Source organism: Streptomyces filipinensis, assembly GCF_014649495.1.
GTDB classification, from domain to species: Bacteria; Actinomycetota; Actinomycetes; order Streptomycetales; family Streptomycetaceae; genus Streptomyces; species Streptomyces filipinensis.
This window is the reverse complement of the sequence record NZ_BMTD01000005.1, coordinates 1-20,495: the sequence shown is the minus strand read 5'-3', so window position 1 is coordinate 20,495 and position 20,495 is coordinate 1. Positions and strand designations below refer to the sequence as shown.

At 73.0% G+C, this 20,495-nt stretch carries 17 protein-coding genes; 11 read left to right on the top strand and 6 right to left on the bottom strand.

All coding sequences use genetic code 11. The features are described from left to right. Nucleotides 1-118 precede the first annotated feature (118 nt). A complete protein-coding gene (locus IE244_RS13380; RefSeq protein ID WP_191873733.1) occupies nucleotides 119-985 on the top strand; it encodes an SCO6745 family protein in 867 nt (288 codons plus the stop codon). A 221-nt stretch (nucleotides 986-1,206) separates the two neighbouring features. On the opposite strand, the gene IE244_RS13375 is transcribed toward IE244_RS13380, so the two are convergent. From IE244_RS13375 to IE244_RS13365, 3 genes are all read right to left on the bottom strand, one after another. Further along, nucleotides 1,207-2,418 carry a cytochrome P450 gene (locus IE244_RS13375; RefSeq protein ID WP_191873732.1) on the bottom strand — a complete coding sequence of 404 codons (1,212 nt, stop codon included), beginning with the start codon at nucleotides 2,416-2,418 and terminating at the stop codon, nucleotides 1,207-1,209. After that, a complete protein-coding gene (locus IE244_RS13370; protein WP_229854079.1) occupies nucleotides 2,415-3,125 on the bottom strand; it encodes a cyclodityrosine synthase in 711 nt (236 codons plus the stop codon). The genes IE244_RS13375 and IE244_RS13370 overlap by 4 nt, the downstream gene beginning before the upstream one ends. Nucleotides 3,126-4,304: 1,179 nt before the next feature. Beyond that, the gene (locus tag IE244_RS13365; protein ID WP_191873731.1) at nucleotides 4,305-4,529 is read right to left on the bottom strand and encodes a hypothetical protein; all 225 of its coding nucleotides are present in this window, start codon (nucleotides 4,527-4,529) and stop codon (nucleotides 4,305-4,307) included. A gap of 825 nt (nucleotides 4,530-5,354) precedes the next feature. Here IE244_RS13365 and tgmA point away from each other — a divergent pair. Genes tgmA through IE244_RS13350 form a run of 3 tightly spaced genes read left to right on the top strand, consistent with a single transcriptional unit; the run spans nucleotide 5,355 to nucleotide 7,470 of the window. Next, entirely contained in the window at nucleotides 5,355-5,546 is a 192-nt protein-coding gene (gene tgmA / locus IE244_RS13360) for a putative ATP-grasp-modified RiPP (RefSeq protein WP_020938095.1), read from the top strand. 17 nt (nucleotides 5,547-5,563) lie between these two features. Beyond that, the gene (gene tgmB, locus IE244_RS13355; RefSeq protein WP_191873730.1) at nucleotides 5,564-6,547 is read left to right on the top strand and encodes an ATP-grasp ribosomal peptide maturase; all 984 of its coding nucleotides are present in this window, start codon (nucleotides 5,564-5,566) and stop codon (nucleotides 6,545-6,547) included. A 35-nt stretch (nucleotides 6,548-6,582) separates the two neighbouring features. Further along, complete coding sequence (locus IE244_RS13350; protein ID WP_191873729.1) at nucleotides 6,583-7,470, top strand: Gfo/Idh/MocA family protein; 888 nt, start codon at nucleotides 6,583-6,585, stop codon at nucleotides 7,468-7,470. Between the two features lie 123 nt (nucleotides 7,471-7,593). Here IE244_RS13350 and IE244_RS13345 read toward each other — a convergent pair whose 3' ends face one another. Beyond that, nucleotides 7,594-8,502 (bottom strand): GNAT family N-acetyltransferase, encoded by a 909-nt coding sequence (locus tag IE244_RS13345; protein WP_191873728.1) that lies wholly within the window; start codon nucleotides 8,500-8,502, stop codon nucleotides 7,594-7,596. A 337-nt stretch (nucleotides 8,503-8,839) separates the two neighbouring features. Between IE244_RS13345 and IE244_RS13340 the strand changes: the two genes are divergently transcribed. The 4 genes from IE244_RS13340 to IE244_RS13325 all read left to right on the top strand — a co-directional run bounded on the left by IE244_RS13340 (nucleotide 8,840) and on the right by IE244_RS13325 (nucleotide 14,130). After that, the gene (locus tag IE244_RS13340; protein WP_191873727.1) at nucleotides 8,840-9,946 is read left to right on the top strand and encodes a PP2C family protein-serine/threonine phosphatase; all 1,107 of its coding nucleotides are present in this window, start codon (nucleotides 8,840-8,842) and stop codon (nucleotides 9,944-9,946) included. A gap of 254 nt (nucleotides 9,947-10,200) precedes the next feature. Next, a complete protein-coding gene (locus tag IE244_RS13335) occupies nucleotides 10,201-10,668 on the top strand; it encodes a hypothetical protein (protein WP_191873726.1) in 468 nt (155 codons plus the stop codon). Nucleotides 10,669-11,527: 859 nt separating this feature from the next. Then, the gene (locus tag IE244_RS13330) at nucleotides 11,528-12,778 is read left to right on the top strand and encodes a serine hydrolase domain-containing protein (RefSeq protein WP_191873725.1); all 1,251 of its coding nucleotides are present in this window, start codon (nucleotides 11,528-11,530) and stop codon (nucleotides 12,776-12,778) included. A gap of 119 nt (nucleotides 12,779-12,897) precedes the next feature. Continuing rightward, the gene (locus tag IE244_RS13325) at nucleotides 12,898-14,130 is read left to right on the top strand and encodes a cytochrome P450 family protein (protein WP_191873724.1); all 1,233 of its coding nucleotides are present in this window, start codon (nucleotides 12,898-12,900) and stop codon (nucleotides 14,128-14,130) included. A 120-nt stretch (nucleotides 14,131-14,250) separates the two neighbouring features. On the opposite strand, the gene IE244_RS13320 is transcribed toward IE244_RS13325, so the two are convergent. After that, on the bottom strand, nucleotides 14,251-15,792 hold the full coding sequence (locus tag IE244_RS13320; RefSeq protein ID WP_191873723.1) for a helix-turn-helix domain-containing protein: 1,542 nt from the start codon (nucleotides 15,790-15,792) through the stop codon (nucleotides 14,251-14,253). 356 nt (nucleotides 15,793-16,148) lie between these two features. Between IE244_RS13320 and IE244_RS13315 the strand changes: the two genes are divergently transcribed. From IE244_RS13315 to IE244_RS13305, 3 genes are all read left to right on the top strand, one after another. Further along, nucleotides 16,149-16,769 (top strand): L-threonylcarbamoyladenylate synthase, encoded by a 621-nt coding sequence (locus IE244_RS13315; RefSeq protein ID WP_191873722.1) that lies wholly within the window; start codon nucleotides 16,149-16,151, stop codon nucleotides 16,767-16,769. 115 nt (nucleotides 16,770-16,884) lie between these two features. Continuing rightward, nucleotides 16,885-17,640 carry a dienelactone hydrolase family protein gene (locus IE244_RS13310; RefSeq protein ID WP_191873721.1) on the top strand — a complete coding sequence of 252 codons (756 nt, stop codon included), beginning with the start codon at nucleotides 16,885-16,887 and terminating at the stop codon, nucleotides 17,638-17,640. A gap of 172 nt (nucleotides 17,641-17,812) precedes the next feature. Beyond that, on the top strand, nucleotides 17,813-19,012 hold the full coding sequence (locus IE244_RS13305; RefSeq protein WP_191873720.1) for a glycoside hydrolase family 64 protein: 1,200 nt from the start codon (nucleotides 17,813-17,815) through the stop codon (nucleotides 19,010-19,012). A gap of 50 nt (nucleotides 19,013-19,062) precedes the next feature. On the opposite strand, the gene IE244_RS13300 is transcribed toward IE244_RS13305, so the two are convergent. Then, a partial coding sequence (locus IE244_RS13300; RefSeq protein ID WP_191873719.1) for a M4 family metallopeptidase occupies nucleotides 19,063-20,495 on the bottom strand: 1,433 nt, incomplete at its 5' end.

The window sequence follows — 20,495 nt, the reverse complement described above, 5'->3', positions numbered from 1 at the left end:
GGTCCGGCAGCGCCGGGCGAAGCGCGCTCCCGATACCCGCCCCCTCTTGTTATGACGGCCGTCATAAAGCAGGCTGATCCCGACGGCACGGCACACGTCGACGCGGTGGGAGGAAGCGGTGGCGGAGGGGATGGCACGGGAGCTGTGGGAGCGCTACGAGCCGGTGCACGATCTCGTGTACTTCGCGCCGGAGGTGCGCCGGGCCACGGACGCGCTCGGGATGCGCGGGTTCTGGATGGGGTACTTCGCGCTGCGCGCCGCACCGCTCGGCAGCGTTGCGCCGTCCGTCGTGACGAGCTGCTTCTACGTCTTCCACGCCGACCGGGTGACCAGGGCGCTGCCCGACGCCTGGACGTACGCGACTCCCGCCGAGGTGCTGGCCGCTCGTCAGGACGCCCTGGACGCGGCGATGGACGGCCTGTTCGGAGCGGACACCGTGCGCTCGGCCGAGTTCGCCGAGGCCGCCGACCTCGCGTGGGAGGCCGCCGCGGCGGCGGACACCACGGGCCGGGTGCTGGCCGCCGCGAATCAGGCACTGGAGCGCCCTGGCCGCCCCACCGCGCGGCTGTGGCAGGCTCTGACGACCCTGCGCGAACACCGCGGCGACTCGCATGTCGCGGTGCTGGTGAGCCGGGGGCTCGGGCCCGTCGAGGCCATGGTGCTCAAGGCCGCGGCCGGCGAGTCCGACGGGGCGCTGTTGCGGGAGACGCGCAGGTGGGACCAGTCGGACTGGGAGGCGGCCACGGCACGGCTGCGCGAGCGCGGGCTGCTCGCCGCCGACGGCTCGCTCAGCGCCGCCGGGGTGGCCGTCCGCGCGGAGGTGGAGGCGCTGACGGACGCGGCGGCGGAAGGACCGTGGACCGCGCTGGGCACCGAGCGCACCGCGCGCCTCGCCGAGTTGCTGAACCCGTTGGCCCGCGCGGTCGAGAGTTCGGGGATGCTGCCACCGGGCAATCCGGTGGGCCTGACCCGCGTCGCACGCTGACCGCACTCCGGGAGAGACACCCGTACCGGTCCGGCGCGCCAGGGTGTCCAACGCCCGCCGGCCGGACGGGAATGCCGGCGCCCCCCGGCCGGCCGCCGGGCAGACCCGGAGCACGGCCCCGTCGCCGGGTCCGGCGCCCCCGCCATCCAGCGGTCGGTCCCTTCGGTGCCCCGCGGGGGTGCCGGGGCAGGGACGGTGTGCGGATGGCGGGGTGCCGCGGGTTACCAGGTGACCGGGAGCCGCTCGGGGATCCGCTTCATGAAGCCCGTGCGCCACACCAGTTGGCCGGGCGGTACGGCGAGCGCGAGGTCCGGGAGGCGGTCGAGGAGGACCTCCAGGGCGATCCGGGCGTGCGCGCGGCCGAGCGCGGTCGCGGGGCAGTAGTGAGCGCCGCCGCCGAAGGAGAGGTGGTCGGCGGAGTTCTCGCGGTGGATGTCGAAGCGGTGCGGGTCGGGGAACTTCTCCGGGTCGAGGTTGGCGCCCTCCACCAGCACCAGGGCGAGTTCGCCCGCGCGGATGTCGACGTCGCCGAGCCGGACGTCCTCCAGGGCGAGGCGGGGCAGGGCGTCACCGATGGAGAGGTTGACCCGCAGCAGCTCCTCCACGCCCGGGCCGATCAGGTCCGGCCGGTCCCGCAGGAGATCGCGGGCGATGGGGTGGGTGAGCAGGTACACCAGGGCCATCGCGAGGAAGCCCGCGGTGGAGATGACGCCCGCGCCGAACATCGTGACCCCGACCGTGGCCAGCATCTCGTCGCTGAGGTGGGCGTAGTCGGGGTCGTCGCGCAGGGCGGCGAGTTCGCCCATCAGGCCGTGCGTCGCCGGGTCGTCGAGCAGGGCCGTCATCCGGGAGATGTCCCGGTCCCAGTTGATCTTCGCGCCGGTGATCGGGCACGGCGAGTTCATGAAGGCGATGTCGAGACTGCGCAGGAACGCCGGGGCCTCGGTCTGCGGGATGCCGAGGATGCGGCAGTGCATGCCGGCCGAGTAGGGCTCGCAGAACGCGTCGCGCAGGTCGGTCGTCGGGCCGTCGGCCACCATGCGGTCCACCAGCCGGTGTGCCTCCTCGCGCAGCCACTCCAGCAGGCCCGGGGACTTCGGGTTGAGCGCCTTCAGCACCGCCCGGCGCAGCCCGGCGCCGGTGATGTTGCCCATGTTGTTCACGACCTCGGGCGGGATCGTGAGCGCGTACTGCCGGGGCACTCCGGGGGCGGAGGTGTCCTTCAGGGAGAACCGGTCGTCCTTCAGGACCTGTGCGCACAGGTCGTACGACGACACCAGCCAGGCCTCGTCACCGGCGAGGGTGCGCACGCGCCGTACGGGGGTGGCGGCGCGTAGCTCCTCGACCTCGGCGGGGACCTCGGTGCCGTTCCAGGAGAACGGGAAGTCGAGCAGGGGCGGGTGGTCGGTGCGGGTGTCGGGGGCGGTGGTCATGCCACGGCTCCTTCCAGGGCGATGGGGGTGACGATGGCGTGGCCCTGGTTGCGGGAGGCGCGCAGGCCGGCGCCGCGGGAGTACAACAGCTCGGCCATCGGCAGCAGTTGGTGGTAGCAGTTGAGAGAGGAGGGCGCTTTGAGGATGGCGGGGGTGTCCAGGAAGAGCGGGGCCTCGGCGCAGACGTACTCCAGGCACACGGCGCGCTGCCGCTCGGTCGGTGCCTCGCCCCGAGCGCTGAGGAAACGATTCACCAAGGCGTCACACACGGCCCGGAAGGCCCCGTCGGAGGCCAGTCGCGCCTGCAGGTGCCGGTGGATCTCCTGGTAGGCGGGGTTGGTGCGGAACTCCGACATGGGGTGCCAGTCCAGCCGCAGGCCGTCCGGGTCGGCCGCCGACACCGCGTCACGGACCTTGGCGCGCACCCCGCGCAGGTTCTTCACCGCCTTGCGCCGGGCCTCGTCCGGAGGGTAGCCGGAGGCCTCGTACATCTCGGTGACGTACAGGTCGGTGTAGACGAAGTCGACCCTGTCGAAGTGGTCCAGCCCCCAGCGGGCGAGGTCGTGCAGGCGACGCGCGGAGAAGTAGCTGTTGCCCGGGGACACACCGATCACCGCATGGGCACCCTCGCCCAGGATGACTTCGCAGTGGGAGGTGTACGGCTGGACTTCGAAGACGTCGGCCATCAGCACGGATGCTGTGGTCAAGAGGGAAATCCTCCGCCGCGCGCTAGTCCCGGCGGGGCCCTGTGCCCCTGGTGTGGCTGCGCGGCGCCCTCACGCTAGCCGTACGGAATCAGCACGGGTAGTTACCGCCGGGGTTTGGCTGAAAACAGTCGTAGCAATAGTTGAAGGCCCGCGCTACCGCCCCCTGTTGGGGGTCCTGCGCCGTCAGCCGTGACCGCCCTCCGGGGCCGGTGGAGCGCCGGCTCACCCGACGCCCGGCCATGGGTGCCCCGACGGCTGCCGGGGCGCCGGCCGAGATGACACTGAACGGCTGAACTGCGGTGATGGTCAAGCGCGGCAATGCTCTCGGGGAACTCCGCGCCGACGTGGCGGCACTGCGCCGGCCGGCCGCCGCGGACGCGGTCCGGGTGCCGGCGGTACGCGGGTCCGACGAGCGGCGGACGGCGGCGGAGCGGATCTCCACCGGGCGGCCGGACCCGGCGAAGACGCTGTATTTCGGCCAAGCCCTGGCCGCACTGCATGCCTCGGGTGCTTCGGATTTCGGAGCGCCGCCGTCCGACGACCCCGAGGACGCGTTCGCCGGCCTCGCCCCCATGCCCGACACGCCCGGCGCCGACCGGCCCGGCCGGTACGCCGGGCACCGCGTGCCCCGGCGGCCACCGCCGCGGCGAGCTGGTCCCGTGCCTCCTCCAGCTCACCCAGAGCGCGCAGCACCCGGGAGAGCGTGGACCGGCAGGCGGCCACCCTGTGATCGTTCTCCCCCACCGCGGCCGGCAGCCGGGCCAGAGCCCGTCCCCTCTCGCGCCGGGGCACCCCCAGGTCTCCTTCCTCGTGCAGGAACACGCCCAGCGACTGCCGGCCGACCGCGAGGTCCGGGCTGCCCGCTTCAGGACGCCTCTCCCCGATCGCCAGGGCGGCCGGCAGCTCCGCCTTGGCGGCCCCGGGCTCGCCGAGCGCGCGCAGGACCGCCGACCGGGTGTGCCTGTAGCGCGCGACCTGCGGGGTGTCCGATCCGCGGACTTCCGTCGCCAGGGCGATCGCCTGGTCGATCCGGGCCCGTCCCGCGGCCGGGGCGCCGTTCTCCGAGAGGGCATGGCCGTACTGGTGGTACGCCTCCGCCAGGTCGGCACGGTCGCCGCGCCGGATCGCGAGAGAGATCTCCAGGGAGTCCTTCAGCAGCCGTTTCGCCTGCTCGGTCCGTCACCGCCGGCCCGCGGCCATGCCCGGGTCGCGCAGCACCCGCGCGCGGAGCGGCTGCAGCCGGTTCGTTTCGCGCATGTGCGCGACGGCGTGCTCCGTGTGGCTCGCGAGCCGGTCCGCGTCGGAAGGGAGGCCGGTCTCGTCGAGTGCCTCGGCGCACACGAGCAGGGCCGCACCGGCCCAGTAGGGTCGCATCACCAGGGTGCGGACCGCGGCCTGCACCACGGAGTGCTCTGAGCTCGGATCCGTCTGGCGCGAGCCTGACCAGCCCGTACTCGGCGAGGGCGGCCCAGGCCGTGGCGTACACGTCCGGATCGCGCAGCGGTGGCGGCAGGAGGCCCGTGTCCACGTCGTGGCCGAACGGCAGCCGCAGGTCGAGCCGCGCGGGCGCGAGGAACGCCAACAGGCTCATCAGCCCGTATGCGCCGGGCCGGGCCAGCGGTTCGCCCTTCATGGCGGACAGTGCCGCCGCCACCGGTACCACCTGGCGGGCACGGCCGCACGCGGCACGGCCCTGGTCGCACGGTCGCGGTGGACGATCCCGGTCACCAGGCGGTTCGGACGCTTCGGGCCCTTGCGGACCCGCCGGAGACAGTCGCCGAGCGGAAGCCGGCCGGTCGCAGGGGAGGAGGTGAATCCGCGGGTTCGGCGGCCAGTGCCTCCGCTGCGCGCAGTTCCACGATCCCGGTCACCGGTGCCAGGTACGCCGGCGACTCCTGCCGAGTCCGGTCCGGCACCGGGCCGACGAGCGCATCGTCCCACATTCCACAGGCCTACGAACCGCACGCCTGCTCTGGGAAGAATCCCTGCGGGGGAGGCGACCGGGCCGAAGCACGGAGAGGCGCCGCCCGCCACTCCCCGCACCCCGGGCGCCGATCCGACCGTCGCGGCGGTGTGGTCCCGCTCACTCTGCTCGTCCGCCTCTCCCCCAACCTCCCATGCCAGAAGGCCTTTCCGGCCCGCCCGCCCCACCAACGATTACGCAGCGTAAGGAAACCAATCACCCGTTCGAATCGTATAAGGACATGAAAGCCGAATCAGGGAGAGACCATGCAACCGTTCACGCTCAACTACGCACGCCCTGCTGTGCAGTTGGACGTCACCACTCCGTACGCGTACGACTCCGGACTGCAGTTGAACGTCCTCCCGGACGGGCGGATCGCCGCCACCGACCATGCGACTCTCAGGGCACTCGGGACCACGACGTCGACCGCCGGTTCCAAGACGCACTTCGACGACTGAGCCGCGGGCCCTGGAAGATGACCGTGCTCATCCTGACCAGTGAAGAAGACGTGACGGCCGACATGGTGGTCCTGCGACTGGGCGAGGCCGGCGTGCCGGTCGTCCGGCTGGACCCCGCCGACCTCACCAACGGGGTGGCGCTGTCGGGCGAGTACGTCCAGGGCGCCTGTCGCGGGCATCTGTCCGCCGGCGGGCGCCTGGTGAGTATGAACGGCCTGCGCTCCATCTGGGTGCGCAGACCCGGCGATGCCGCCGCCCGCGCCGCCCAGCCGTCCGCCTGGCTGACGGAGGAGTCGTCGCAGGCGCTGTACGGCATGCTGCGCACCACCGACGCGCGCTGGATGAACCATCCGGACGCGGCCCGGCGCGCCCGCCACAAGCCCTGGCAGCTGCGCCTCGCCCAGAACAGCGGCCTCGCGGTGCCGGCCACGCTGATCACGACGTTCCCGCAGGCGGCCCGGGAGTTCGCGGAGCGCTTCCCGGACCTGGTGGTCAAACCGGTGTCCGGCGCGCATCCGCAGGAGCCGCCGCGTGCGGTGCCGACCAGCCGGGTCGCGCCGGACACCGACTTCTCCGCGGTGGCCTTCGGTCCGACGCTGCTGCAGCGGCGGGTCGGCAAGCGGGCCGACATCCGGCTCACCGCCGTCGGCGACACCCTGCTGGCCGCGCGCAAGCCTGCCGACCCCGACGCCCACCCGGACGACGTGGACGTCCGGTTCGCCCCGTCGGTCTCCCCCTGGCTGCCCGCGGAGGTGCCGCCGCGCGTCGCCGAGGGCGTACGGCGGTACATGAGGGGCGCGGAACTGGCGTACGGCGCATTCGACTTCGCCGAGGACGCCGACGGGATCTGGTGGTTCCTGGAGTGCAACCAGTCGGGCCAGTTCGGTTTCGTCGAGATGGACACAGGTCAGCCCATCGCCGCCACGATCGCCAGGTGGCTCGCCGGGGGCGGGGACCGGGACCGCAGGTGTGCGGAGGGCGACCGGAGCGCAGCCTCTTGAGGGTGCGGGGAGCGGCTCGGAGAAAGGAACGCCACATGCGTATCGGACTGCTGGGAACGGGCCCGTGGGCCCAGGCGGCGTACGCCCCCGCACTCGCCGGGCACCCCGGCGTGGAGTTCGCCGGGGTGTGGGGGCGCCGGCCGGAGGCGGCCGCGACGCTGGCCGAGCCGTACGACGTCCCCGTGTACGACGACGTGGACGCGCTGCTGGCCGACGTGGACGCGGTGGCCGTGGCCCTGCCGCCTTCGGTGCAGGCCGAGTTGGCGGTGCGTGCGGCACGGGCGGGCCGGCATCTGCTGCTGGACAAGCCGCTCGCCGTGTCGGTGGACCAGGGGCGCGCCGTCGTGAGCGCGGCGGAGCGGGCCCAGGTGGCCTCGGTGGTGTTCCTCACCGCGCGTTTCCAGAAGGAACCGGAAGCCTGGATCGACGAACAGGCGGCCGTGGCGGGCTGGTTCACGGCCCGTGCGCAGTGGCTGGGGGCGGTGTTCACCTCCGACAGCCCGTTCGCGGCCTCGCCGTGGCGGCGGGAGAAGGGCGCGCTGTGGGACGTCGGCCCGCACGCGCTGTCGGTCCTGCTGCCGGTCCTCGGCGACGTACGGCAGGTGGTGGCGGCGGCACACGGCCCGGCGGACACCGTCCACCTGGTCCTCGACCACGCCACCGGCGCGTCGAGCACGCTCACGCTGAGCCTGACGGCCCCGCCCGCGGCGGCGGGGGCCGATGTGGAGCTGCGGGGCGAGGAGGGCGTGGCGCTGATGCCGGGGAGTTCCGAGGGAGCGATCCCCGCGCTCACGCGCGCCACCGACGCCCTGCTGCGGGCCGCCCGCACGGGCCGCCCGCACGCCTGCGACGCCGCGTTCGGCCTCCGCGTCACCGAGATCCTGGCCACGGCGGAGTCCCGCCTCACAGCCGCCCGGGACTGACCCCGGCCCCCACCCGCCTGCCCGCGCGGCCCTGGTTCCCCCTCGGTGCCGGCGCGGGCAGGGCTGGAGTCGGCGATCCACCGGCAGGGCGGCCGCGGCTCCGAACAGTGGGCCCGTCAACCCTCACCCGGCACTGACACCGCCGTCGGACCAGAAGGTGATGCGCTCCCGTACGACGGGGTAACCGGCCGCGGTGAAGTGGGCGGCCATGGGGAGGTTGGTCCGGTCGGTGGCGGCGGCGATGGACCGGGCGCCCTGAGCCACCAGGAAGTGGGTGCACTCCGCGAGCAGGTCGTAGGCGTAGCCGTGGCCGCGCTGCTCGGGCACGACGCCGATGAAACCGACACAGGACCCGGACGGGTTGCGTGCGGGGATGTGGATACCGACCGTCTCGCCCCCGGGCGTGCGGGCGATCTGCCACCACGCGCGCGGGGACGGGAACCAGTGGAAGACGTCCAGTTCCTGCTGTGCCGCCCGGTCCGGTCCGCCCTGCTCGATGGCCCGGCGGGCGTGTGCGTCGAGGGTGACGGAGTGGATCCGGCGCAGCAGGTCGAAGAAGACCGTGTCGTCCGGCTCGGCGGTGAAGAGAAGGCGCCCGGGCCGCTCGGGCACGCTCCGGTCCGCGGTCCAGCGGTACACGAAACGCTCCACCAGAGGGGTGTACCCCGCCGCGCGGGCGGCGGCGGCGCGGACGTCGGCGGCGGCCCGCTGCCGGACCTCGGAGCGCCAGCCGGCGGGCAGGTCCAGTTCGAGTTCGTCGGTCGGCCAGGGTGCCGTCCGCAGGAGTGCGGCGCCGGCCTCCTCCTCGCCTTCGGCCACGTCGAACCAGTTGATCAGGAGCGGCTCGGGGTCTTCGGGCCGGCCCCACCAGGCGGCGCGGGCCACGGTACGGCCGTCGCGGACGGCGATGCGCTGCCAGTCGGGGCGGTAGCGGGTCTGCCGGTGCCTGTCCCGGAACCCCAGCGGGTCGGGCATGGTGTCGAAGAGGTGCGCACTGCTCTCGTCGAGCGTACGAATGACCGGGGTGGTCATGGATTCCTCCGGGGTGCGTGCCGCGGTGCGGCGTGGACGCGCTCCCGGTCAGGCGTGGCACACCCGGGTGACGGGGAGGCGGGAGCGCGGGATGACAGTGGCCATGACGCTCGCCTCCTTCCGTCCGTCTCGGGCGTGCCGGCTCAGCCTAGGAGGGCCGTGTCCGGGGCGTCCACCGGTTATCGCAGCGCCGTCGGCCGGCGGCCCGCCCAGGGGCGCCGCGCGTGGGGGCGGGACCACGGCGCGGCCCGGTGCCGTGGCGGGCGCGAGGCCCGGTGAGACCCCGGTGCCGCAGGGGCCGGAGGCCCCGGTGGGAAGGGCGGCGTAGCTTGGGGGTGTGCGATGGGTGCGCGGCGTGTCGTCGCGCGGGGACCGGGAGGATCGCGGCTGGCTGCGGGGCGCGCCGCCGCCGTGGTGGGTGCGGGTGCTGCCCGTGCTGCTGCTCGTCGCCGTCAGCACGGCCACGCTGCTCACCCCCCATGCGCGCGATCTCGGCTTCCTGCTCGGGGCCATCCCGCCGCTGGCCGTGCTGTCGTACGGCCCGCTGGCCACCGCGGTCCTCGGCCTCGCGGTCGTCGTGGTGCTGAACGTGCCCGCGACGCATCTGGACCGCCCCGGCAACACCGATCTGCTCACCATCGTGTTCGTGGCCGCGCTGAGCGTGTTCGTGTCGTATGTGCGCAGTCGCCGGGACGCCCAGCTGGACACGGAGCGGGCGATCGGCGAGGCGGTGCAGCGTGCCGTGATGCCACCGCTTCCGAAGCGGGTCGCGGGCGTGGGGTGCACGGGTTTCTACCGGGCGGCGCAGGACGGGACGCTGGTGGGCGGGGACTTCTTCGACGTGCGCGACGGGCCGTACGGAGTGCGTGCGGTGGTGGGCGACGTGCAGGGGCACGGGCTGTCGGCGGTCGCGACGGTGGTGTCACTGCTGGGCGCCTTCCGGGAGGCGGTGCTGGACCAGCCGGACCTGGAGTCGGTGGCCGCGCGGATGGACCGCAGGCTGGCGGTGGACTCGGCGGGCGTGCGGCACACGGAACTGTTCGCCACCGGGGTGCTGCTGGAGTTCTCCCCGGACAGGCGTGTCGTGCGGGTGGTGGCCTGCGGTCATCCGGCGCCGGTCCTGCTGCACGGGGAGCACGCCCTGGAGCTGACGGTGGCGCCCGGACCCCCGCTGGGGCTCGGGCTCGTCGGCGTCGACCCGCCGAAGGAGGTCACGGTGCCGCTCGGGCCTGACGACCGGCTGTTCCTGGCCTCGGACGGGGTGTGGGAGGCACGGGACGCCGACGACACCTTCTACCCGCTGCCCGCGCGCCTCGCCGCCCTGGCCCGCACACCACCCGCCGAGCTGCCCGGGGCGGTCTGGGCGGACCTCGTACAGCTGCGCTACGCGGTGCGGGACGACGTCACGATGCTGGTGCTGGCACCCGCGCCGCCGGCCGCCTGAGCGAGGCCGCGCACCGGGTACGGCGATCCGGCGGGACACGCGTTCCCCGCCTCCCTCCCTCACCTCCCCAACCGGCGAACTCCCAAGCGGAGTTCGAACGTCCCAGCTCAAACGCCAGGGTGCGCCACCCCTTCCGCCACGTAGAAATATCTACGAGCATGCATATGCCGGGTTGGCGTGCAGGCGCACGGAGTGCCCGGCCACGGCCGTTTCCCGCGTCGAGCGCGGGCGCGCGAGGAGACCCGGAGCAGTGCATGACGAACACGATGTGGATGCGGGGCGTGGAGTGGCTGGCCGCGGCCGCGGCGGACCCGCGCTCCTGCAAACGGGAGTGGGATCACGGCGAGGGCGTCGCACTGCTGGAGGCCGGCCGCTTCTGGGATCTGCTGAGTGTCCCCGACCGGCTGGGTCTGCTCACACTGGACCTGCTGTGGCGGCCCGGGGTGCCCGTTCCAGGGCCGGCACTGGTCGACACGGCGGCGGGCCGGGTCGGGTTCTTCCTGCCGCCGGACCCCTGCGGGGGCTGGGTGGGGGCCGGTCTGCGGTACGCGACCAAGGGGGCCTGGGTCGCCGTACCGCCGCCGTACCGGCCCGCACGCTTCCTGGAGTGGCTCGTGCCGCCCGACGGGACCGGCAGGCTCCACTCGCCCGGCGCGCTCGAGGACGCGCTGCGGCAGGCCAACGGCTCCCTCGCCGTCCTCGGACCGCTGGGCGGGCAGTGAGCATCGGGCGGGGACCGCACACACCCGGAGCGACCGCCGGGGGGCGAACGACCCGCGGCGCGCGGGCCCGGACCTTCCGCGTGCCCCGCCACTCGGCGACGACGCGAACGCGGGCCGGTTCCCCGGACCCGATCCGTCCACGCGGGCCGGCCGACCGGCGGCCCCGGCACCCGTTCCAGGCAGTCGATCCACCCCAGGCGCGTGATCCGATCCAGGCGCACGGCCTGGTCCAGGCGCATACGTCGGTCCCGGTCCCCGCGACCCATCCCTTCCACACCCGCGACCCAGCCCACGCGACTGATCCCACCCCCGCGCTCGACCCGGCCCACACACCGCATCCCCTCCGCACGCGCGATCCGGCCCGGCCGGCCCAAGCGCTTCGCCGGGTCCATACAGCTGGTGCCTGAACATCCGCCGGGGCCACGCCTACCCTGACCGGCCGGTCAGGCGGGCGAGGCCGGTCGGGGCGGGCTCGGGTGGGCACTGGTCAGTCCGGAGGTCCCGTCGATCTGGGTCCGGTCGATCCGGGCCCAGTCGGATCCTGTCCACTCGGGTCGGGTCCCGGGCTGGGTCCGGCCCCGGTCGCACGGGACCACTCGAATCCGGTCCACCCCGGTCGGATCCGACACCGGGTCCAGATGCCGTCGGACGAGGCCCACTCGAACCCAGAACACCCAAGCCGGTCCCGCAACCGGATCCAGACCCCGTCGGACGAGGCCCACTCGAACCCAGAACACCCAAGCCGCCCCCGCCCCTCCCTCCGATGGGCGAGGCCGGATGGGCGCTCCTATGCTGGGGAGGTCCGGGCCCGACGCCCCGCTCACCGCGCGTTCGGCTCTCACGTGCTTGGAGTCAGACCATGCCGCAATCCCGCCGTCTGCTGAGGGGGGCCGCGGTCGTCGTCACGGTGGGGACGCTGGTGGCGCCGACGGCCGCCGGACCCGTCCGGGCGTCACCGGTCTCCGTGCCGGCCGCCGCCGTCGCCACCGGGCAGCCCGGCCCGACGCCGTCCGGACCGGCCGTCCGTGACCTCACCCCGCGCGTGGCACGCCAACTCGACGCCACCGTACGGACGGTGATGCGCAAGGCGGTCGTGCCCGGTGCGACCGTCGGCATCTGGACTCCGGGACAGCCGGACTACGTGCGTTCCTTCGGGGTCGCCGACAAGAGCACGGGCCAGAAGATGGCACCGGATCTGTACATGCGCATCGGCAGCGAGACCAAGACGTTCACCGTGACCGCGCTGCTGCAGCTGGTGGACCAGAAGAAGGCCGGTCTGGACGACCCGATCGGCACGTACGTCGACGGCGTACCCAACGGGGACAAGATCACACTGCGCCAGCTCGCCGAGATGCGCAGTGGGCTGTTCAACTACTCCGAGGACCCGGGCTTCTTCAAGGCCTTCACCTCCGACCCGCGACGGCCCTTCACGCCCCAGCAGTTGCTGTCCTACTCCTTCAAGCACCCGGTGATGTTCCAGCCGGGCCAGCGGTTCTTCTACTGCAACACCAACCTCATCCTGCTCGGTCTGGTGGTGGAGAAGCAGAGCGGGCAGCACCTCGGGGACTACGTCACGCGACACATCCTCGACCCGGCCGGCATGAAGCACACGCTGTTCCCGACGGGCAACGAGTTCCCCGTCCCGCACGCGCAGGGTTACACCCTGCAGACGGCGAACGGCAAGGAGGCCGACTCGGCCGACTGGAATCCGTCCTGGGGGTGGGCGGCCGGCGCGATGATCTCGACGCTCGGCGATCTGCACACCTGGGCGCGTACGGTCGCCACGGGCGAGTTCCCGGACGGGACGCGGATGGTCAGTACCGCCGCCCAGAAGCAGCGTCTGATCACGCCGCGGACCAGCCCGGTCAAGGGCGCCGGATACGGTCTCGGCATCTTCGACGTGTACGGATGGGTCGGCCACAACGGCTCGCTGCCCGGCTATGAGTCGTTGACCATCTACCTGCCGTCGTCGCGGACGACGCTCGTGGCGCTCCTCAACAGCGACACCGACTACCGCTCCCAGGAGCCGAGCACGGTGCTCGGCGAGGCGATCACGAAGATCATCTCCCCGGCGAACGTCTACAACCTGCCAGTCTCGCACACCGGTTGAGGCGCAGGAACGGCTGGTTTCCTCCCCCGGTGAGCGCGTACGGTGTGCTCGCCGGCGATGACGTCGTCTACTGAGGGCGACCGCCTCGCAAGTGAGCCCCCTCGCCCAGGAGACCACACGTGACCGTCACCGACCGCACCGCCCTCGACCCCTTCGGCTCGGACATCGTCGCGCAGAGCGCCCGGCTGCGCGCGCTCGGTCCCGTCGTGCCGGTCGAACTGCCCGGCGGCATCCCCGCCTGGGCGCCCACCGGCTACGACTCCCTCAAGGAGCTGATCCTCGACCCCCGGGTCAGCAAGGACGCGCGCCTGCACTGGCGGCTGTGGCCGGAGCTGCCACGGCATCCGTCCTGGAGCTGGATGGCGACCTGGGTGGGGGTGGTCAACATGCTCTCCACCTACGCCGCCGACCACGCCCGGCTGCGCAAGCTGGTCGCGCCGAGCTTCACCCACCGGCGCACCGAGGCGATGCGTCCGCGCGTGGCGGCCCTGACCACGGAACTGCTGGAGGCACTGGCGGCCGAGGGGGCCGACGGCCGCGTGGTCGACCTGCGGGCCGGGCTCGCGCATCCGCTGCCGATGCGGATCATCTGCGAACTGCTGGGCGTGCCCGAGGAGTTGCGGCCCGACGCGGCGCGGCTCATCGCCGACATCATGGACACCTCCGATCCGAGCCCCGAGGTCGCCGCGTCCGTGCAGGGGCGGATCGGCTCGGTCTTCGGCGCGTTGATCGAGCACCGGCGGACGCATCCGGGCGACGACGTCACCACGGAGCTGATCCGGGTCCGGGACGAGGACGGCGACCGGCTCTCGGACGAGGAGTTGCTGCACACGCTGCTGCTGGTGGTCGGGGCCGGGTTCGAGACCACCGTGAACCTCATCGGCAACGCGGTGGTCGCGCTGCTGACCGGTCCGGCGCAGCTGGCGGCGGTGCGCCGCGGAGCGGTGAGCTGGGGCGCGGTGGTCGACGAGACCCTGCGGGTGCATCCGTCGATCGCGGCGCTGCCGTTGCGGTTCGCGGTCGAGGATCTGAAGGTGGGGGGCGTGACGATCCCGGCCGGTGACGCGATCATCACGACCTACGCGGCCGCGGGCCTGGACCCGGCGCACTACGGTGCGGACGCGGCCGTCTTCGACGCGGCCCGGGACGCCGAGGACCATCTGGCGTTCGGGATCGGTGTGCACCGCTGCATCGGCGCTCCGCTGGCCCGGCTGGAGGCGCTCACGGCGCTGCCCGCGCTGTTCGTCCGCTTCCCGAACGTGCGGCTCGCCGTGGACGCCGGCGAACTGCGGCACGTGCCGTCCTTCATCGCGCACGGCTGGCAGGAGATCCCGGTCCTCCTGGAGGCCTGAGCCGGGACGCGGGGCCGCGACCGGTCCCCCGTGCCGGTCGTGCCCCGCGGACTGCCGAACCTACGGCTCACCGCCGGTCGAGGGACAGTGCACCGGTGCCCGGCGCGGCCCGCGCGGCACTCACCGGTGCACGGACGAGTCCGGTTGGTCCTGGTTCGCCGCACCGATGCCGGGAACGGGCAGCTCGCCGGTGACGAGCTGGGCGAGGACCACCTCGTACAGGTCCGTGCCGCCGGCCGTCAGCCGGCGTTCCAGGACGGGTTCGGCCGCCCGGACGTGTTCGCGCACGGTCTGGGCGTGTACGCCGAGCGCCTGGGCGGCGCGTTCGGCGTGCGCGTCGGCGCCGGTCCAGGCACGCAGGGTGCCGCGCAGGTCGCGGCCGTCCTCGTCGAGGCGGCCGAGGAGCCCTTCGGCCCAGGACCGCAGCGCGCCGGTGCCGAGGAGTTCGGCGAGCCCGGTCCCGGCCGGCGGGCCGGATGCGCCGCCGCGGGGGTCGTAGGGGCCGTGCGCGGCCTCGGTGTTGAGGGCGGCGTGGGCGACGGCGCGGACGGCCAGCCGGGAGAGGTCGGCGCCGAGCAGCGCGGCCACCCGGTCCATCCGGGCGCGGACCGTGTTGCGGCCGACACCCAGCACCTTGGCCGCGTTCACGGCGGTGAACTCCAGGCCCAGCCGGGTGGTGGCGAGCAGTTCGGCGCGCACATGGTGCGCCAGCGCGTCGAGCGGGCGCAGCACGACGGCGGCCCAGGCCCGCAGGGCGGCGGGGTCCATGAGCTGGGCGGGGCGGGTGCGGGCGGCGTACACGGCGGCGCGGTCGGGGTGGAAGCGGGCCACGGCGAGGGCGGTGACGGCCTGCCCGTAGGCGGTGGCGGTCAGCGCGAGGCGCTGGCGCGGGCTGCCGCCGAGGTAGGTGCCGGGCCGGTCGGCGACGAGGGACCGCAGCCGCTGCCCCACCTCGCCGGACGGGCCGACGACGATGACGTGTTCGTCCACCGCGGGACAGCGCACGACGAGCGCCCGCCCGCCGGTGGTGTCCACGCACGCGTCGGCGAGCCGGTCGCGGGTGCTGGCGGCGCTTTCGAGGACGTACACGCGCGCGGTGTCCTGCTCCAGCAGGCCCGGCCACAGCCCGGCGGCGACCCGGCGGGCGGAGACGGTGTCCTCCACCATGAGCAGTTGCAGGATCGCCAGCCGCAGATCGGCGGTGGCCCGCCGTAGCCGTCGCCCGGACTCCGCCGACTCCTGTTCCCGGAGCAGCAGTTCCAGCACGCCGGCGGTGTGGCCGAGGATCTCGGCGGTGCGCCGGTCGAAGGGCGCCGGGCGGGCCACGGCGAGGACGGCCTGGGCCGCCGGGCCGGGCCCCGGCTGCCGCAGGCCGACCAGACGCAGATGCCGTTCGCCGTCCTGCAGGGCCGCGGCGGAGACCCGGCCGGCAGTGACGTCGGCGACGACGGCGTCGTCGAGCGGCAGGCGCTCACCGGCGAGCAGGCCGCCGCGGGCGTCCTGGAGGCACACCGCGGCGCCGACGGTCCGGGCGAGCCAGGCGACGAGCCGGCGGGGATCGCGCCCGGCCGGCCGCAGATGGTCCAGCAGCTCCCGGGACCAGGCGCTGTCACCGCCGTACGGCTGCGGGAGTACCGGCCCGTCGTCCGGTCGTCCGGCCACGTGCCCCTCGCCTCGTCTCCGTGTTCACCTGGGCTTACGCGCCGCACGGTACCGCAGAGGCCGCGCTCGCGCGCGGGACATGGCTCCGCCGGCGGCCCGGGGGGATGGGCCGCCGGCGGAGACGTCGCGTCCCGGGCCGGGGGGAGGTCCAGGACGGCTCACCTGTCGGATGCCCCGGAAGCCGGGAAGTACGCGAGTCAATTTCCGGGCGGCCGGCCGGAAGCGGCCCGCGCCGTCTCGCCGGCGGCCGCCCGGTCCGTTCTGCCGCCCCGCCGCGCGGCGCGGGTATCGCCCGCGCGGTACGTGGGTGCGTGGAGATGTGGGTGTGGCGTGCGGGGACGGCATAAGCTCGACGGGTGGCGAAGTACTTCGACGTGCACCCCGAGAACCCGCAGCCGCGCAGCATCGGCCAGATCGCCGACGCGGTGCGCTCGGAAGCACTCATCGCATACCCGACCGACTCCTGTTACGCGCTGGGCTGCCGGCTGGGCAGCCGGGACGGCATGGACCGGATCCGCTCCATCCGTCATCTGGACGACCGGCACCACTTCACCCTGATGTGCCGGGACTTCGCGCAGCTCGGCCAGTTCGTCCGGGTGGACAACGACGTGTTCCGGGCGGTGAAGGCGTCCACGCCCGGCAGCTACACCTTCATCCTCCCGGCCACGCGTGAGGTGCCGCGCAAGCTGCTGCACCCGAAGAAGAAGACCGTGGGCGTGCGTATCCCCGACCACGTGGTCACCCAGGCACTGCTGGCGGAGCTGGGCGAGCCGCTGCTGTCCAGCACCCTCCTGCTGCCGGACGAGGAGGAGCCGCTGACGCAGGGCTGGGAGATCAAGGACCGGCTCGACCACGTGGTGGACGCGGTGGTCGACTCCGGCGACTGCGGCACCGAGCCGACGACGGTCGTGGACTTCTCCGGCGGCGAGGCGGAGATCGTGCGGCGGGGCGCGGGGGACACCAGCCGGTTCGAGTGAGCGCCGGACACCGAGTGCGGCGTTATCGATCTTGCATGACAGCATGGGGCGTAGTCGTGGCGTCGAGGCCGGTCCCCCGCCCGACGCCGATTCGCCGAGGGAGGGCCTGCCCACCATGACCGATGTCCAGGGAAGCGATCTCGACATCACGACCGAGGACGGCGTCGCCGACGCCTACCTCGCTCATCCCACCGACGGGCGCCCCCGTCCGGGCGTGCTGTTCTACCAGGACGCCTACGGGCTGCGTCCGCACCTGAAGTCCATGGCCGACCGGCTGGCCGCGGCCGGCTACACGGTTCTCGTGCCGAACGTGTTCTACCGTCTGGGCCGGGCCCCGGTCTTCGACCTGCCCGAGTTCATCGACCCGAGCGCCGACCCGACCATCTGGGAGCGGCTCGGCCCGGCCGTGTTCTCGATGACCCCGGACATGGCCGGGCGGGACTCCGCCGCCTTTCTGCGCTGGATGGCCGACAGCCCGCTGATCGCGGACGGCCCGGTCGGCATCACCGGCTACTGCATGGGTGCGCGGCTCTCCCTGTGGACGGCGGCGGCGCATCCGGACCGGGTGGCGGCCGCGGCCGGGTTCCATGGCGGTGCGCTCGCCACCGACGATCCGACCAGCCCGCACCTGGGCGCCCCGCGGGTCACCGCGGAGCTGTACTTCGGCCATGCGGACAACGACCACTCGCTGCCGCCGGAGCAGATCGAGCGTTTCGAGAAGGCTCTGACCGAGGCCGGGGTCCGGCACACCTGCGAGGTCTACCCGGGCGCCCACCACGGATACACCCAGGCGGACACTCCCGCGTACGACCGCGAGGCGGACGAGCGGCACTGGGCGGCCCTGCTCGGCCTGCTGGAGCGCACCTTCTGACGCGGGTCCGGCGCCCGCACGAGTCGACCTCACCGCGGGCGCCGGAGCCGCCCGTGCCGCCCCATCCCGTTCATCTCATTGACATGCCCGCGTCTCGGCGCGAGTCTGAGAGCGCTCTCACACCGGTACGGACCAATGCCGTACGACCCCGACCCCACACGGAGGCAAGAGAGTGCCGCATCAACTCACCCGTCCCGCGCTGCCGTTGGCCGCCGCCGCTGCCCTGGTCGGCGGTGTGCTCGCCGTGGGCGCTCCGGACCGCGCCGGTGCAGCCGTACCGGACACCCTCCCACTGGAGATCACGAACAACTCGGGCCGTTCCCAACCGGTCTACGTCTACGACCTCGGCACCCAGCTGTCCTCCGGGCGGCAGGGCTGGGCCGACGCGAACGGGGGCTTCCACGCCTGGCCGGCGGGCGGCAACCCCCCATCGCCCGCTCCGGACGCGGCGATCGACGGCCCGGCCCCAGGGCAGTCGAAGACGATCCGGATACCGAAGTTCTCCGGCCGCATCTACTTCTCCTACGGCCAGAAGCTCGACTTCCGGCTGACCACGGGGGGCCTGGTGCAGCCGGCCGTGCAGAACCCCTCCGACCCCAACCGGAACATCCTGTTCAACTGGTCCGAGTACACCCTCAACGACTCAGGGCTGTGGCTGAACAGCACCCAGGTGGACATGTTCTCGGCGCCGTACGCGGTCGGGGTGCAGCGCTCCGACGGCAGCGTGGGCAGCACCGGGCATCTGAGGTCCGGTGGCTACGCGGGCTTCTTCAACGCCCTGCGGAGCCAGGCGGGCGGCTGGGCCGGGCTGGTCCAGACCCGCTCGGACGGCACGGTGCTGCGCGCGCTGTCGCCGTTGTACGGCGTGGAGACGGGCGCCCTGCCGGCGAACGTGATGGACGACTACGTCAACCGGGTCTGGCAGAAGTACACGACGTCCACGCTGACGGTCACGCCGTTCGCCGACCAGCCGAACACCAAGTACTACGGGCGGGTCTCGGGCAACGTCATGAACTTCACCAACGGCTCCGGCGCGGTCGTCACCAGCTTCCAGAAGCCCGACGCCGACAGCGTCTTCGGCTGTCACAAGCTGCTCGACGCGCCCAACGACAACGTCCGCGGGCCCATCTCCCGTACCCTGTGCGCCGGTTTCAACCGCTCGACGCTGTTGGTCAACGCCAGCCAGCCGGACAGCACGACGACCGGCTTCTACCAGGACCGGGTGACGAACCAGTACGCGCGGGCCGTTCACGCCCAGATGGCCGACGGCAAGGCCTACGCCTTCGCCTTCGACGACGTCGGCCACCAGGAGTCGCTGGTCCACGACGGCAGCCCGCAGCAGGCGTATCTGACGCTGGATCCGATGGGCTGACATGCCGCGGCCCCGCACCGCTCGGGTGCGGGGCCGCGGAGCGCGGTGGCTCAGCTGGTCGTCAGGGCGGTGTCGTCCACGACGAAGCTGGTCTGCAGCGAGACGTCCTCCACGCCGTTGAACTTCAGCGTGACGGTCTGACCCGCCAGCGAGGACAGGTCGAAGGACTTCTGGCTGTAGCCGGAGGCCTTGTTGAGGTTCGAGTACGTCGCCAGGGTCTTCGAACCGGCGGTGACCGTCAGCTTGTCGTACTGCGTGCTGGTGGTGGTCTCCGCGGTGTCGATGTGCAGGTAGAAGGTCAGGGTCGCCTTGCAGCCCGCGGGGATCGTCACCGACTGGGACAGCGTGTCGGTGTGCGAGGTCCCGTAGCCGTCCAGCCAGGCCTTGTACGAGCCGCCGTGGGCCGCCTCACCGCTGTCGGTGGTGATGACGCCGCTGGTGGCGGTCCAGCCGGAGCTTCCGGACTCGAAGCCGGGGTTGCTCAGCAGCTGTGTCGAGGTGCAACCGCCGCCCCCACCGGAGTTGACGGTCCAGGTGAAGTTCGCGGTGCCGGTCGCACCGGTGGAGTCGGTCACCGTGACGGTGGTGTTGGACGTCCCCGCCGTGGTCGGTGTGCCGGTGATCAGGCCGGTGGAGCTGTTGATGGACAGGCCCGCCGGCAGCCCGGAGGCGCTGTACGTCAGCGCGCCGCTGTTGGTGCTGCTCGCCTGGACCTGGAGGCTGACGGCGGTACCGACGGTGGAGGTCTGGTTGCCCGGGTTGGTGACCGTCACCCCGTTGCCGGGCGGGGTGACATGGCCGCCGACGTTGATGCCGGCGAAGGCGTTGGCCACTCCCGCGTACTGGGCCGAGTTGGCGCCGTACAGCGCGGTCGCCGCGTTCAGGGCGGCGGTGCGGGCGGCCGCGTAGTTGGTGCTCGACGTCATGTACGACGTCAGCGCCTTGTACCAGATCTGCAGCGCGGCGGCGCGGCCGATGCCGGTGACGGCGACACCGTCGGAGGTCGGGCTGTTGTAGGTCACCCCGTTGATGACCTTGGTACCGCTGCCCTCGGACAGCAGGTAGAACATGTGGTTCGCCGGACCCGACGAGTAGTGGACGTCCAGGCCGCCGACGCCCGAGTACCAGCTGTCGGCGGAGCCGCCGTCCTTGCTGGGCTTGTCCATGTAGCGCAACGGGGTACCGTCGCCGTTGATGTTGATCTTCTCGCCGATGAGGTAGTCACCGGGGTCGGAGCTGTTGTTGGCGTAGAACTCCACGCCGGTGCCGAAGATGTCGCTGGTCGCCTCGTTCAGGCCGCCGGACTCGCCCGTGTACTCCAGGCCCGCGGTGTTGGAGGTGACGCCGTGACTCATCTCGTGTCCGGCCACGTCCAGCGAGGTCAGCGGGTCGTTGTTGCCGGACCCGTCGCCGTAGGTCATGCAGAAGCAGCCGTCGTCCCAGAACGCGTTCACGTACGAGTTGCCGTAGTGGACCCGCGAGT

Bases quoted from the DNA above. Each gene is read 5' to 3' on its own strand.
- IE244_RS13330 (WP_191873725.1), top strand. From the start codon at position 11,528: ATGCCGCAATCCCGCCGTCTGCTGAGGGGGGCCGCGGTCGTCGTCACG.
- tgmB (WP_191873730.1), top strand. From the start codon at position 5,564: ATGACCGTGCTCATCCTGACCAGTGAAGAAGACGTGACGGCCGACATG.
- IE244_RS13335 (WP_191873726.1), top strand. From the start codon at position 10,201: ATGACGAACACGATGTGGATGCGGGGCGTGGAGTGGCTGGCCGCGGCC.
- IE244_RS13310 (WP_191873721.1), top strand. From the start codon at position 16,885: ATGACCGATGTCCAGGGAAGCGATCTCGACATCACGACCGAGGACGGC.
- IE244_RS13350 (WP_191873729.1), top strand. From the start codon at position 6,583: ATGCGTATCGGACTGCTGGGAACGGGCCCGTGGGCCCAGGCGGCGTAC.
- tgmA (WP_020938095.1), top strand. From the start codon at position 5,355: ATGCAACCGTTCACGCTCAACTACGCACGCCCTGCTGTGCAGTTGGAC.
- IE244_RS13375 (WP_191873732.1), bottom strand. From the start codon at position 2,418: ATGACCACCGCCCCCGACACCCGCACCGACCACCCGCCCCTGCTCGAC.
- IE244_RS13345 (WP_191873728.1), bottom strand. From the start codon at position 8,502: ATGACCACCCCGGTCATTCGTACGCTCGACGAGAGCAGTGCGCACCTC.